12 protein-coding genes are annotated in these 12841 nt (G+C 69.3%); 4 read left to right on the top strand and 8 right to left on the bottom strand.

Features of this window, described 5'->3' with window-relative positions; genetic code table 11:
- Positions 1 to 96: 96 nt before the first annotated feature.
- From Q0283_RS00870 to Q0283_RS00880, 3 genes are all read right to left on the bottom strand, one after another.
- Positions 97 to 1242, bottom strand: coding sequence for a BMP family protein (locus Q0283_RS00870; RefSeq protein WP_298042015.1), 1146 nt, complete (start codon positions 1240 to 1242; stop codon positions 97 to 99).
- A gap of 187 nt (positions 1243 to 1429) precedes the next feature.
- Positions 1430 to 2680 (bottom strand): amidohydrolase, encoded by a 1251-nt coding sequence (locus Q0283_RS00875; RefSeq protein ID WP_298042017.1) that lies wholly within the window; start codon positions 2678 to 2680, stop codon positions 1430 to 1432.
- Positions 2681 to 2706: 26 nt separating this feature from the next.
- Positions 2707 to 3858 carry a mannose-1-phosphate guanylyltransferase gene (locus tag Q0283_RS00880; RefSeq protein WP_298042045.1) on the bottom strand — a complete coding sequence of 384 codons (1152 nt, stop codon included), beginning with the start codon at positions 3856 to 3858 and terminating at the stop codon, positions 2707 to 2709.
- Positions 3859 to 4085: 227 nt separating this feature from the next.
- Between Q0283_RS00880 and sdhC the strand changes: the two genes are divergently transcribed.
- From sdhC to Q0283_RS00900, 4 genes are read left to right on the top strand one after another with little or no spacing between them, the layout of a single operon-like run.
- The gene (sdhC, locus tag Q0283_RS00885; protein WP_298042019.1) at positions 4086 to 4493 is read left to right on the top strand and encodes a succinate dehydrogenase, cytochrome b556 subunit; all 408 of its coding nucleotides are present in this window, start codon (positions 4086 to 4088) and stop codon (positions 4491 to 4493) included.
- A gap of 3 nt (positions 4494 to 4496) precedes the next feature.
- Complete coding sequence (locus Q0283_RS00890) at positions 4497 to 4982, top strand: succinate dehydrogenase hydrophobic membrane anchor subunit (protein ID WP_183523526.1); 486 nt, start codon at positions 4497 to 4499, stop codon at positions 4980 to 4982.
- Positions 4983 to 5037: 55 nt separating this feature from the next.
- Complete coding sequence (gene sdhA / locus Q0283_RS00895) at positions 5038 to 6825, top strand: succinate dehydrogenase flavoprotein subunit (RefSeq protein ID WP_183523524.1); 1788 nt, start codon at positions 5038 to 5040, stop codon at positions 6823 to 6825.
- Complete coding sequence (locus Q0283_RS00900; RefSeq protein ID WP_183523522.1) at positions 6825 to 7613, top strand: succinate dehydrogenase iron-sulfur subunit; 789 nt, start codon at positions 6825 to 6827, stop codon at positions 7611 to 7613. The genes sdhA and Q0283_RS00900 overlap by 1 nt, the downstream gene beginning before the upstream one ends.
- Before the next feature lie 99 nt (positions 7614 to 7712).
- On the opposite strand, the gene Q0283_RS00905 is transcribed toward Q0283_RS00900, so the two are convergent.
- The 5 genes from Q0283_RS00905 to Q0283_RS00925 all read right to left on the bottom strand — a co-directional run bounded on the left by Q0283_RS00905 (position 7713) and on the right by Q0283_RS00925 (position 12786).
- A complete protein-coding gene (locus Q0283_RS00905) occupies positions 7713 to 8444 on the bottom strand; it encodes a hypothetical protein (protein ID WP_298042024.1) in 732 nt (243 codons plus the stop codon).
- Positions 8445 to 8510: 66 nt separating this feature from the next.
- Positions 8511 to 9794 (bottom strand): ABC transporter permease, encoded by a 1284-nt coding sequence (locus Q0283_RS00910; protein WP_183523518.1) that lies wholly within the window; start codon positions 9792 to 9794, stop codon positions 8511 to 8513.
- Complete coding sequence (locus Q0283_RS00915; RefSeq protein ID WP_183523516.1) at positions 9791 to 10711, bottom strand: ABC transporter ATP-binding protein; 921 nt, start codon at positions 10709 to 10711, stop codon at positions 9791 to 9793. Before Q0283_RS00915 ends, Q0283_RS00910 begins: the two co-directional genes overlap by 4 nt.
- Before the next feature lie 106 nt (positions 10712 to 10817).
- Entirely contained in the window at positions 10818 to 11921 is a 1104-nt protein-coding gene (trpS, locus tag Q0283_RS00920; protein WP_010145542.1) for a tryptophan--tRNA ligase, read from the bottom strand.
- Between the two features lie 16 nt (positions 11922 to 11937).
- Positions 11938 to 12786: an exodeoxyribonuclease III gene (locus tag Q0283_RS00925; RefSeq protein WP_183528129.1), complete on the bottom strand. Its 849-nt coding sequence runs from the start codon at positions 12784 to 12786 to the stop codon at positions 11938 to 11940.
- Positions 12787 to 12841 lie beyond the last annotated feature (55 nt).

A 12841-nucleotide genomic window follows, 5' to 3' on the forward strand; every position in this document is an offset into this window, starting at 1 on the left:
CCAATCTGTCCTGACGAGGACCGTTGCGTGAAGGGATGTCGGACAGGGGGCGGAGCGGCCGTGGTGGGCCGCCCCGCCTGGGCTGTCGGAACGGTATCAGGACTCGGGCGAGTAGTCCGAGTCCACCGTGATCGAGCCGTCGATGATGCCTGCCTTGATCTCCTCCAGCTCGGTCTTGAGCTCCTCGGAGACCGCGGAGTCGAGATCGTGGAACGGGGCGAGCGCGACGCCGCCGTTCTCCAGGGTGCCGACGTAGGGCTCGGAGGAGAACTCGCCGGCCAGGTCGGCCTCGATGACGTCGTGGACCGCCTCGCCCATCAGCTTCATCACCGAGGTGAGGATGACCTCGCCCTGGTCCGTGGTCAGGTAACCGTCGGAGTCGACCCAGACGACCTTGGCGTCCTTGCCCGCGGCGTTGGCCTCGGTCACCGCGTCCAGGGTGCCCAGGCCCACGGGGCCGGCCACGGGCATGATGATGTCCGCGCCCTCGTTGATGAAGTTGGTCGTGTTGGTCTTGCCGGCGGCCTGGTTCTCGAAGTCGCCGGTGAACGAGCCGGTCTTGGCCTCGCGGTTCCAGCCGAGGACCTGGACGTCTGCGTCCTTCTGCTCGTTGTAGTACTCGACCCCGGCGGCGAAACCGTCCATGAAGATCGTCACGGTGGGGATCTCCGCCCCGCCGTAGGTGGCGACCTTGCCCGTCTCGGAGACCCCGGCGGACAGGTAGCCGGCCAGGAAGGCGCCCTGGGCCGTGTCGTAGATGATGCGCTGGACGTTGTCCGGGAACTCCGGGTCCGTGACGTCCACGCCCACGAAGTGGGTGTCCTCGTTCGCGGCCGCGATCGGCTTGATGGTGTCACCCAGCAGGAAGCCCACGCCGATGATGGTGTCGCAACCGGCCTGGAGCATGGAGTTGACGTTCGGGGTGAAGTCCGTGGGGCTCGTGGACTCGGCCTCGCGGACCTTGATGCCGAAGTCCTCCTCGGCCGACTTCAGTCCCTCGTACGAGGACTGGTTGAAGGAGCGGTCGTCGAAGCCGCCCTGGTCGGACACGATGCATCCGGTGTAGTCGGAGTTCTCGGTGCCGACCGCCGAGGTGCTCGCGCTCTCCGTCCCGGTCTCGGAGCCGGCGCCGGGGGCCTCCTCCTCGGGGGCCGCGCCGCAGCCGGCCAGCAGGAGGCCGGAGAGGCCGAGGACGGCCGCCGGCAGGAGTGCCTTGCGGGACAGATCAGATGCAGTGCCCATGATGATCCTTTGGTGCGAGTGATGAGGCGGGAGGGCAGCCGGGCTGGCCGGTGCTGCTCCGGGCCGACCGATGGCCCTCACAGTGGTGTCCGTGCCCTGATGCGGACAGTTACCCGGAAGTTTACCCAAACTTGGGAGGAATCGTTTCAGAATTCCAGTGCCGGTGGCCTGCACCGTCACGCCCCCGCTACTGGGCCCCCGCGAGGGCCCGCAGGGCGGCGGCGGTGAAGATCCGCATGCCGACCCCGATCGCCCGCTCGTCCGGCGCGTAGTCCCCCATGTGCAGGTCGTACACCGGGCCGCCCGGGGTCCGGGTCCCGAGCCGGAGCATGGCCCCGGGGACCTGCTGGGTCATCCAGGCGAAGTCCTCCCCGCCCATCGACTGCTCGGTCAGCTGGATGGCGCGGGATCCCAGCTCGAACCGGGCCGCGTCCTCGATCAGGTCCGTCTCGGCCTCCGTGTTGACCACCGGGGGCACCCCGCGGACGTGCTCCAGGTGCACGTCGACGCCGAAGGGGCGGGCCACCTGGTGCACGACCTCGTCCAGCAGGTCACCGGCCGACTCCCACACGTCCGCGTCCAGGCACCGCATGGTCCCGGCGAGGTAACCGGTCGAGGGGATCGCGTTCGGCGCGGCCCCGGCGTTGACCTGGCCCCAGACCACCGAGACGGCCGAGCGCACGTCGATGCGCCGCATCAGCACCGCCGGGACGTTGACCGCGATCTCCGCCAGCGCGAAGACGAGGTCCTCGGTCACGTGCGGCCGCGAGGTGTGGCCGCCGCGTCCGGACAGGCTGATCTTGATCGTGTCCGAGGCCGAGGTGATGGCCCCGATGCGGGTACCGAGGGTGCCGACGTCGAACCGGGGTTCGCAGTGGGCGGCCAGGATGCGCGGCAGGCCCTCGAGGACCCCCTGGCGGATGACCGTCAGGGAACCGCCGGGCAGCCGCTCCTCGGCCGGCTGGAAGATCACCCGGACGCGGCCGCCCAGGGCGGAGGGGTCCAGGTCCAGACCGGAGGTGCCCGCGAGGATCTCGTGCAGGGCCACTGCCGTTCCGGCCATCACGGCGGTGTGGACGTCGTGCCCGCAGGCATGGGCGACGCCGTCGACCCGGGAGGCGTAGTCCAGTCCGGTGCGCTCGGTGAGCGGCAGCGCGTCGATGTCCGCCCGCAGGCCGAGCACGAGGGGGCCCTCCCCGATGTCGACGTAGGCGCCCGTGTCCTCGAGCTTCACCGGCGAGAGCCCGGCGCCGGAGAGGACCTCCAGGATCCTGGCGGTGGTGCGGTGCTCGTCGTAGGACAGCTCCGGGTGGGCGTGCAGGTCACGCCGCAGCCCCACCGCGACCGGCTCGAGGCGGTCCACGAGGGGGGCGACCCTGGGCAGTCCGGGATCGTCCAGGACGGGGATGGCCCCGGTGGCAGGATGGCGAGCGGTCATCCCAGTGATGTTACCGCCGGGCGGCGTCAGAGGACGTCGTGGTCCCCGTGCGCCTTGAGCGACTCGACGGCCTGCTTCACCGACTGCGCGTGTTCCGTGGTGGTGACCAGCAGGGCGTCCGGGGTGTCCACCACGACGATGTCCTCCACGCCGATCAGCGCGATCACCCGCTGGGTGTCGGTGACCACCACGCCGGAGGCCTTCGAGGAGTACACCCGCGGGGTCTCCCCGATCACGGTGATCCCGGAGGAGTCCCGGGCGGGGTTCAGCCGCGCGATCGCCGCGAAGTCGCCCACGTCGTCCCAGGTGAAGTCACCCGGGATCACGGCCACGTCGCCCGCCGCGGCGGCCGGCTCGGCCACCGCGTAGTCGATCGCGGTCTTCTTCAGCGTCGGCCAGACCCGGGCCATCACCTCGTCCTGCTGCGCGCTGCCCCACGCCGTGGCGATCTCGGTGAGCCCGGCGTGCAGCTCCGGCTCGTTCGCCTGCAGGTGCTGCAGCAGCAGGGACACCGGGGCCACGAACATGCCGGCGTTCCACAGGTACTCCCCGGAGTCCACGTACTCCCGGGCCACGTCCTCGGACGGCTTCTCCACGAAGGCGGCGACGTCCTTGGCGTTCGGCGCCCCGGCCACGTCCAGGGCCTGGCCCTGCCGGATGTAGCCGAAACCGGTGGCCGGGTGGGTCGGGGTGATGCCGATCGTCACGATCCGCCCGGTGGCCGCCGTCGCCACGGCCTCGACCACCGCGGCCTGGAAGACCTCCACCGGGCCGATCACCTGGTCGGCGGCGAACGATCCCATGATCGTCTCCGGGTCGCGCCGGTACAGGATGGCGGCGGCCAGCCCGATGGCGGCCGCCGAGTCCTTGGGCTCCGGTTCCAGGACCATGTCCGTCCGGTCCAGGTCCGGCAGCTGCGCCCAGACGGCGTCCTGATGGGCCTCGCCCGTGACGACCATCATCCGGTCCCCGGCCAGCGGGGCCAGGCGGTCGTAGGTCGCCCGGATCAGGGTCTGTCCGGATCCGGTCAGGTCGTGCAGGAACTTCGGGGCCGCGGCACGGGACAGCGGCCACAGCCGGGTGCCCACGCCACCGGCGGGGATCACGCCGTAGAAGCGGTCCAGCCCGGGGCCAGCCACCCGGTCCCGGGCGGTCGGGTCGTGCTGTTCAGAGTCAATGGTCACCCGGCCAGCATAGGTCTCCCGCCCGGCGCACCCGGCCAGCGCCGCGCACCTCGGGGGCCGCAAGTGATCCACCGCACACCCGCGCGATGCCGCGTCAAAAGTCGAGACCTGCCGCGCTGGAGGGACTACTCTGTCTAGGAGGAATGCACTCGCACCGGCGTTCTCTCTGTGCGCACCGGACGTGGCACAGGCGCCCTTGCAATCCCTGGGAGGTTTTTACAGTGTCAACTGCGACATCCGCGCAGGCCCCGGCGAAGTCCGGCCGTGGGACCCTCTACCGCGGCAACGAGGGCATGTGGTCCTGGGTGATCCACCGGATCACCGGCGTGGTCATCTTCTTCTTCCTACTGGTCCACGTGCTGGACACCTCACTGGTGAGGGTCTCGCCGGAGGCCTACAACGCGGTGCTCGGCACCTACAAGAACCCGCTGATGGCGATCGGTGAGGTCGGCCTCGTGGGGGCCATCATGTTCCACGCCTTCAACGGGCTGCGGATCATCCTGGTCGACTTCTGGAAGGGCGGCACCAAGCACCACAAGGCGATGCTCTGGACCGTGGTGGTCCTGTGGGTCATCACCCTCGCCGCCTTCGCCATCCGTCACCTGATGCTCGCCTTCGGAGGTCACTGAGCCATGAGCGCCACCGCTGATTCCACCATTGCGGCGCCCCGTAGCGGGCGCATCGACCCGAAGTACACCCGGGACCGGACCACGTCCGGCAATTTCGAGATGCTGACCTGGCTGTTCATGCGCCTGTCCGGCATCGTCCTCGTGGTGCTGATCTTCGTGCACCTGTTCTCCAACCTGATGGTCGGTGACGGCATCAACGGGCTGGACTTCGGATTCGTGGCCGGCAAGTGGGCCGACCCGTTCTGGCAGTTCTGGGACCTGGCCCTGCTGTGGCTGGCGATGCTGCACGGCACCAACGGCGTGCGCACCATCATCAACGACTACGCCGAACGCGACGGCGTGCGGTTCTGGCTGAAGATGGTGCTGTACGCGGCGACCACCGTCATCATCGTGCTCGGCACCCTGGTGATCTTCACCTTCGAGCCGTGCCTGACGGACGCAGCGGGGAACCTGCTCGAGGCCTCCCCCGCGTTCTGCGCAACGCTCTGACCCCGGCCGTCCCCAGAACACCCGAGACTTCTCGAGAAGAAAGAATCCCAAACGAATGCAGGTACACAAGTACGACGTCGTGATCGTCGGTGCCGGCGGCGCCGGCATGCGCGCGGCGATCGAGGCCGGACAGCGCGCCCGCACCGCAGTGCTGACCAAGCTCTACCCCACCCGCTCCCACACCGGCGCAGCCCAGGGCGGCATGTGCGCCGCCCTGGCCAACGTGGAAGAGGACAACTGGGAGTGGCACACCTTCGACACCGTCAAGGGCGGTGACTACCTGGTGGACCAGGACGCCGCCGAGGTGATGGCCAAGGAGGCCATCGACGCGGTGCTCGACCTGGAGAAGATGGGCCTGCCCTTCAACCGCACCCCGGAGGGCCGGATCGACCAGCGCCGTTTCGGCGGTCACACCCGCGATCACGGCAAGGCCCCGGTCCGCCGCGCCTGCTACGCGGCCGACCGCACCGGCCACATGATCCTCCAGACGCTCTACCAGAACTGCGTCAAGCACGACGTCGAGTTCTACAACGAGTTCTACGTGCTGGACCTGCTGCTGGTCGACGAGCCCGGCACCCGCCCCGACGGCACCCCGTTCACCCAGAAGCGCGTGGCCGGCGTCGTCTCCTACGAGCTGGCCACCGGTGAGCTGCACGTCTTCCAGGCCAAGTCCGTGGTCTTCGCCACGGGCGGTGCCGGCAAGGTCTTCAAGACCACCTCCAACGCCCACACCCTCACGGGTGACGGCATGGCGATCGCCTACCGCAACGGTCTGCCGCTGGAGGACATGGAGTTCATCCAGTTCCACCCGACCGGCCTGGCCGGCCTGGGCATCCTCCTCTCCGAGGCCGCCCGCGGTGAGGGTGGCATCCTGCGCAACTCGGACGGTGAGCGCTTCATGGAGCGCTACGCCCCCACCATCAAGGACCTGGCCCCGCGTGACATCGTGGCCCGTTCGATGGCCGAGGAGGTCCGCCAGGGCCGCGGTTGCGGCCCGAACAAGGACTACGTCCTGCTGGACCTGACCCACCTGGAGCCGGCGCACATCGACGCCAAGCTCCCGGACATCACCGAGTTCGCCCGGACCTACCTGGGCGTGGAGCCCTACACGGAGCCGGTGCCGGTGTTCCCGACGTGCCACTACGTCATGGGCGGGATCCCCACCAACGTCAAGGCCGAGGTCCTCCAGGACAACGACACCGTGGTCCCGGGCCTGTACGCCGCCGGCGAGGTGGCCTGCGTGTCCGTGCACGGCTCGAACCGCCTGGGCACCAACTCCCTGCTCGACATCAACGTCTTCGGCCGTCGTGCCGGCATCTACGCCGCCGAGTACGCCGCCACCGCCGAGTTCGTCGAGCTCCCGGAGAACGGCGAGGCCCCGACCGTCGAGCACATCGAGAGCCTGCGTTCCGCCACCGGCACCGAGCGCGTGTCCGAGCTGCGGTCCGAGCTGCAGGAGGTCATGGACGCCGACATGCAGGTGTTCCGGACCGACGAGTCGATCCGCCGCGCCCTCGCCACGATCGAGTCGCTGCGCCAGCGCTACGAGAACGTCTCGGTGCAGGACAAGGGCAAGCGGTTCAACCTGGACCTGCTCGAGGGCCTCGAGCTGGGCTACCTGCTGGACATGGCCGAGGCCATGACCGTGGCGGCCCTGCACCGCAAGGAGTCCCGCGGTGGTCACTATCGCGAGGACTACCCGGACCGAAGCGACGAAGAGTGGATGAAGCACACCATGCTGTACCGGGACCCGAACTCCGAGATGGAGGGGGTCAAGGGCATCCGCTTCGAGACCAAGCCGGTCGTCGTTACCCGTTACCAGCCGATGGAGCGTAAGTACTGATGAGCACCACAGCAACCGAACCTGCAGAGGGCCCCTCGAAGGTCGACCTGGGCGAACAGGGCAGCGCCGGGGAGATCGAGAGCTTCGAGGTCACCCTGAAGGTGCGCCGCTACCTGCCGGAGACCACCGAGGACTCCTACTGGGACGAGTGGCGGGTCACCATGTACGGCACCGACCGCGTGCTGGACGCCCTGCACAAGGTCAAGTGGGAGCTGGACGGCACCCTGTCCTTCCGCCGCTCCTGCGCGCACGGCATCTGCGGTTCCGATGCCATGCGCATCAACGGCCGCAACCGCCTGGCCTGCAAGACCCTGCTGAAGGACCTGGACCTGTCCAAGCCGATCCTCGTGGAGCCCATCAAGGGCCTGCCGGTCGAGAAGGACCTGATCGTGGACATGGACCCGTTCTTCCAGTCCTACCGCGAGATCATGCCGTTCCTGATCAACAAGGGCCCGGAGCCGACGAAGGAGCGCCTGCAGTCCGCAGAGGACCGCGAGCGGTTCGACGACACCACCAAGTGCATCCTGTGCGCCGCGTGCACGTCCTCCTGCCCGGTGTTCTGGACCGACGGCCAGTACTTCGGCCCGGCGGCCATCGTCAACGCCCACCGGTTCATCTTCGACTCGCGCGATGATGCCGGGGACCTGCGCCTGGAGATCCTCAACGACAAGGAGGGCGTGTGGCGCTGCCGCACCACCTTCAACTGCACCGAGGCCTGCCCGCGCGGCATCCAGGTGACCAAGGCGATCGCCGAGGTCAAGCAGGCCGTCCTGGCCGGTTCGTTCTGATCATCCTGAACCCTTAGCGGTACAGGGCCGGGGACCCCGCTCCCCCACCACGCGAAAGCCCCCCGGGATTGTCCCGGGGGGCTTTCGCGTACCGTGCCGTCAGCGGCCGGAGCGCGCCCGCATGTAGGCGTTGACGTCCTTGGAGAACGCCGTGACGATCCACCAGATGTTCACGAGGACGAACAGGACGCTGAGGATCAGCGTCAGGGTCCCGATGACCGGGGAGATCGCCAGGGTGATTCCGATTCCGGCCAGGCCGACGAGCGTGTACAGCGTACCGACCGCTGCCAGCACCGTGCCCAGGATGCGTGCCCAGTTCTTACCGCCACGCAGGCCGAGGAACACCAGCAGGTACAGGATGATCCCCAGCACGATGCTCACGATCATCGTGGCCATGCCGAAGGCCATGCCCAGCTGGACGGACTGCTCGATGATCTCCTCGGACGCCGCCATCCCCTGGGCCTCCAGCTCCGCGGCCGCCGTCTCACGGATCAGGTCCTCGTTGAGGCCCGCGAGGCCGACGATGCCGGAGACCAGGTGGATCCCGAAGGACACCAGGGTCAGCGTCTTCAGCCGGGCCCAGCCCTTGGGCTCGGCCATCTCCTGGCCCACCGCCCCGGGGTCGTAGGCGGTGGTGCCGTACCTGGAGCCCGGGCCGCCGGGTGCGGGGTACGGCTGCTGCTCGGCCGCACCGTAGGGCGGCTGGGGCGCGCCGAACGGCGGCTGGGGCGCGCCGAACGGTGGCTGGGGCGCGCCGAACGGTGGCTGGCCCTGGGCCTGCCGGCTGTCCGTTCCGCCCGCTCCGGGGTGCTGGGGTGGGTTCTCGGTCATGGGTGTTCCCCTCTCACGTGATGAATGATGCGTGCTGTGGCCCGGACGCCGGGCCGTACCCGATCGTCACTCGTACCGCAGTGCCTCGATCGGATCCTTCTTCGCGGCCCGGGCCGCAGGCATGGTGCCGGCCAGGAAGGCGATCGCCAGGATCAGGAGCACGATCAGCACGATGGCCATCGGGTCCACGGCGAACAGGGACAGCCCGGCCACCCCGCTCAGCGGGCCGCTGACGAGGGCGGCGTTGCCGGCCAGGCCGACCACGACCCCCAGCCCCACGCCGATCACCGAGCCCATGATCCCGAGCATGACGGCCTCCATGGAGAACAGCCCGAACACCTTGCCGCCGCTCATGCCCAGGGCCTTCATCAGGCCGATCTCCCGGGTGCGTTCCTGCACGGACATCAGAAGGGTGTTGACGATGCCGAAGCTGGCCGCCAGCAGGGCGATCAGCGCGAAGCCGTTGAGCACCCAGGTGACGGTGTCGATGATGCCGGTGATGACGCCGAGCTGGTCCTCCACGGTCATCGCCATGAAGCCCTCCTCGCTCAGCGCGGCCTTGACGGACTGTTCGTTGGCGGCCATGTCCTCGACGTCGGCCACGGCCTGCACGTAGGCCTGCGGCTGCTCGACCTCGAGCCCGGAGGTCTGCAGTCCGTGGAGTTCCTCGTTGAGCGCGCTGGAGGGCATGGGGCTGGCCCCCACGCCCGAGATCGCGGCCTGGGAGACGCCCACGATCTCCGCGTCCACGGTCTGCACCCGCTGGGCCAGGTCCTTGATCCCGAGGGTCACGGTCTCCCCGAGCGCTGCCTCCGGGTCCTCGGTGCCGTAGATCTTGAGCCAGGTCTCCGGGATGGTGATCTCCATGGCGTCCCGGGCCGGTTTCACCCCGGCGGCGAGCTCGAGGGCGGCGGCGTTGGCCGGCAGGTCCATCGACTGCAGCGTGAACTGGTCCCCGTCGGCCGTCTCCAGGTACTCGGCGGCCACGAACACGACCGGCTCCACGTTGGAGAGGTGCTCGACCCGGGCGATCGTCTCGATGTCCTCATCGGTCAGCATCGTCATCCCGAACTCACCGGTGGCCTGTGCCTCCGCGGGATCGTAGGCCACCGGACCGGAGCTGCCGGGCATCTGGGCGGTGGCGTCGACCCCGGGCATGATGGAGATCTGGTCGATCTCGCCGAAACCGGACACCATGGTGTCCACGTACTTGTTGATGCCCGCCCCGAGACCCGAGGTGAGGGTGAGGGTGAAGGCGCCGATGACGATCGCGATGACCGTCAGGAAGGTCCGGGTCTTGGACCGCATCGTGTTGCCGAGCGCGGTCCCCGCGATGTCGACGGCCCTCATGCCCGCTCCTCCCCCGCGTTATCGTCCTGGCCGGCCCTGCCGGCCGTCCCGGCGCCCGGCGCCGTCGGCCCGGCATCCGGTCCGTCCGGTCCCGATCTGTCCGGCCCCGGCTCGTTGAGTCCCGGCCCGTCCACGACGACCGGGGCCGCGTGCTTCCCGTGCCCGCCCGCCCGGCGGGAGCCCTCCCGGGACGACTGTCCGACGCCTGCCCCGGCGGAGCGCACGGCCTCACCCGAGTCATCGGCCACGATCATCCCGTCCTGCATCAGCAGGCGACGCTGGCAGCGCGCGGCGAGGTCGTCGTCGTGCGTGACGATCACGAGGGTGATGCCCCGATCCCGGTGCAGCCCGAAGAGGATGTCCTCCACGACCTCGCCCGTGGCGGTGTCCAGGTTTCCGGTGGGTTCGTCCGCGAAGAGCACGGACGGGTTGTTGACCAGGGCGCGGGCGATGCACGCGCGCTGCTTCTGGCCGCCGGAGAGGTCCGTGGCCCTGTTCCTGGCCTTGTCCGCCATGTCCAGCTGCTCCAGGACCTCCATGCCGCGCCGCCTGCGCTCGGCCGGGCCCACGCCGGCGATCTTCAGCGGCAGGATGACGTTCTCCAGCACGGTCTGGTTGGCGTTGAGAAAGAACTGCTGAAAGACGAAGCCGAAGGTCTCATTGCGCAGTTCTGAGACCTGGGCAGGCTTGAGCTGGCTGACCGGGCGGCCGTTCATGGCCACGACACCGGCCGTCGGCTCGTCCAGCAGGGCCAGCAGGTGCATCAGGGTCGACTTGCCCGAACCGGACTTGCCGACGATCGCCACCGACTCACCCTGCCGGATCTCGAAGGTCAACCCCTTGAGAGCATCGAAGCGGGACTCCCCCCGGCCGTAGACCTTGACCAGGTTCTCGGTCTCGAGAACGGCAGCTGACATGGGATTCCCTCCGTGGTTTCCGGCACCTTGCCGTTCTCATTATCCACGGGCGGAACCCCGCTCCCGGCCGGCGTCGGGCCGGTCGGGATGAACGTCCCGTGAAGCCTCAGTGCGCCGGAGGCAGGAAACCGACCTTGGCGTAGACGTCGGCCAGCACCGGGGAGGCCACCTCGCGGGCCTTGGCGGCCCCGCGGTCCAGCAGCCGGTCCAGCTCGGCCGGGTCGTCCATCAGGGCCAGGGCCCGGGTGCGGATGGGGGCCAGTCGCTCCACCACGGCCTCGGCCAGGTCGACCTTCAGGTGGCCGTACATCCTGCCGGCGTAGGCCTCCTCCAGTTCCGGCACGGACCGTTCGGACACCGCTGCCAGGATGGACAGCAGGTTGGACACCCCGGGCTTGGCCTCGCGGTCGAAGCGGATCTCCGTGCCGTCGTCGGTGACGGCGGACTTGATCCGCTTGGCGATGACCTTGGGCTCGTCGAGGATGTTGATCAGCCCGTTCTGGGACTCCGCGGACTTGGACATCTTCGCCAGCGGGTTCTGCAGGTCGTAGATCCGGGCCCCGTTGACCGGGTAGAAGCCCTCCGGCACCACGAAGGTCTCCCCGTAGCGGGAGTTGAACCGCTGGGCCAGGTCGCGGGTGAGTTCCACGTGCTGGCGCTGGTCGTCCCCCACGGGCACGCCGTGCGGCTGGTACAGCAGGATGTCCGCGGCCATGAGCATGGGATAGGCCAGCAGCCCGACGCCGGCCGCCTCGGCCCCCTGCTTGGAGGCCTTGTCCTTGAACTGGGTCATCCGCTGGGCCTCGCCCATGCCGGTCATGCACATCAGCACCCAGGCCAGCTGGGCGTGCTCGGGCACCTGGGACTGGACGAACAGGGTGGAGCGCTCGGGGTCGATGCCGGCGGCGATGTACTGGGCGGCGGCCACCCGGGTGCGCTTCACCAGGGCCTCGGGATCCTGGGGCACCGTGATGGCGTGCAGGTCCGGGATGAAGAAGTAGGCGTCGAAGTCGTCCTGGACCTTAACCCAGTTGACCAGGGCGCCCAGGTAGTTGCCCAGGTGCAGCGAGTCAGCGGACGGCTGCATGCCGGACAGCACGCGGTGCCGGGTTCCGGCGCCCGCGAGGTGGGCCGTGGAGGCGGTGTCCCGGGCCAGGACGTCGGCGGGCGTCGGGCGGGCGGGGGTACGGGGAGTGGTCGTCTCGGTCATCTCGGCTCCTGAGTGCTCAGAACTGGTAGTCGACCACGAGCGGGGCGTGGTCGGAGAAGCGGGTGTCCCAGCTGGGGGCGCGGTCCACGACCGCGGTGGTCGCCCTGGCGGCCAGCTCGGGGGTGGCCATGTGGTAGTCGATGCGCCAGCCGGCGTCGTTGTCGAAGGCCTGGCCGCGCATGGACCACCACGTGTAGGGCCCGTCCACGTCTCCGGCGAGGTCGCGGTGCACGTCCCGGTAGCCGATCTCCTCGCCGAAGAAGCGGTCGAAGTAGGCGCGCTCCTCCGGGAGAAAACCGGCCTTCTTGACGTTGCCCTTCCAGTTCTTGATGTCCCGCTCGGTGTGGCCGACGTTCAGGTCACCGGTGATGAGGGCGTAGTCCTTCTCGGAGCGCAGTTCGGGCAGGTGCCGGATCATCTCCTCGAGGAACCGGTACTTGTCCACCTGTTTGGGCGTGCCCACGTCACCGGAGTGCACGTAGGCGGAGACCACGGTGAGGACCTTGCCGTCCGGGGCCGTCAGGTCGGCCTCGATCCACCGGCCGGCATCGTGGAAGTACGGGTCCCCGATCCCGACGCGCACCTCCTGCGGTTCCAGGACGGAGGCGATGGCGACTCCGGCCCGGCCCTTGGCGGCGGCCTCGGTCTCCACCACGTGCCAGTCCTGGCCGGTGATGTCCTCCAGCAGGTCCTCCACGATCTGGCGCGGGGCGCGGACCTCCTGCAGGGTCAGCACGTCGACGCCGCGTCCGGCGAACCACGCGCCCATCCCCTTGCGGTGGGCGGCGCGGATGCCGTTGACGTTCACGGTGGCCACGCGCAGCGCGCCGGGCGCCTTGGGGGCGTTGGCGTTGGCGTGGACCACGGGCGCGGCGTCGCTCGTCTCGGTCCCGGTGGGTTCGGTCTGGCTCGGTGCGGCA

This window comes from uncultured Citricoccus sp., from assembly GCF_937871995.1.
GTDB lineage: Bacteria > Actinomycetota > Actinomycetes > Actinomycetales > Micrococcaceae > Citricoccus.

Coding starts and splice junctions, on each gene's coding strand:
- Q0283_RS00870 (WP_298042015.1), bottom strand. CDS start 1,242: ATGGGCACTGCATCTGATCTGTCCCGCAAGGCACTCCTGCCGGCGGCC.
- Q0283_RS00875 (WP_298042017.1), bottom strand. CDS start 2,680: ATGACCGCTCGCCATCCTGCCACCGGGGCCATCCCCGTCCTGGACGAT.
- Q0283_RS00890 (WP_183523526.1), top strand. CDS start 4,497: ATGAGCGCCACCGCTGATTCCACCATTGCGGCGCCCCGTAGCGGGCGC.
- sdhA (WP_183523524.1), top strand. CDS start 5,038: ATGCAGGTACACAAGTACGACGTCGTGATCGTCGGTGCCGGCGGCGCC.
- Q0283_RS00900 (WP_183523522.1), top strand. CDS start 6,825: ATGAGCACCACAGCAACCGAACCTGCAGAGGGCCCCTCGAAGGTCGAC.
- Q0283_RS00905 (WP_298042024.1), bottom strand. CDS start 8,444: ATGACCGAGAACCCACCCCAGCACCCCGGAGCGGGCGGAACGGACAGC.
- Q0283_RS00910 (WP_183523518.1), bottom strand. CDS start 9,794: ATGAGGGCCGTCGACATCGCGGGGACCGCGCTCGGCAACACGATGCGG.
- Q0283_RS00915 (WP_183523516.1), bottom strand. CDS start 10,711: ATGTCAGCTGCCGTTCTCGAGACCGAGAACCTGGTCAAGGTCTACGGC.
- trpS (WP_010145542.1), bottom strand. CDS start 11,921: ATGACCGAGACGACCACTCCCCGTACCCCCGCCCGCCCGACGCCCGCC.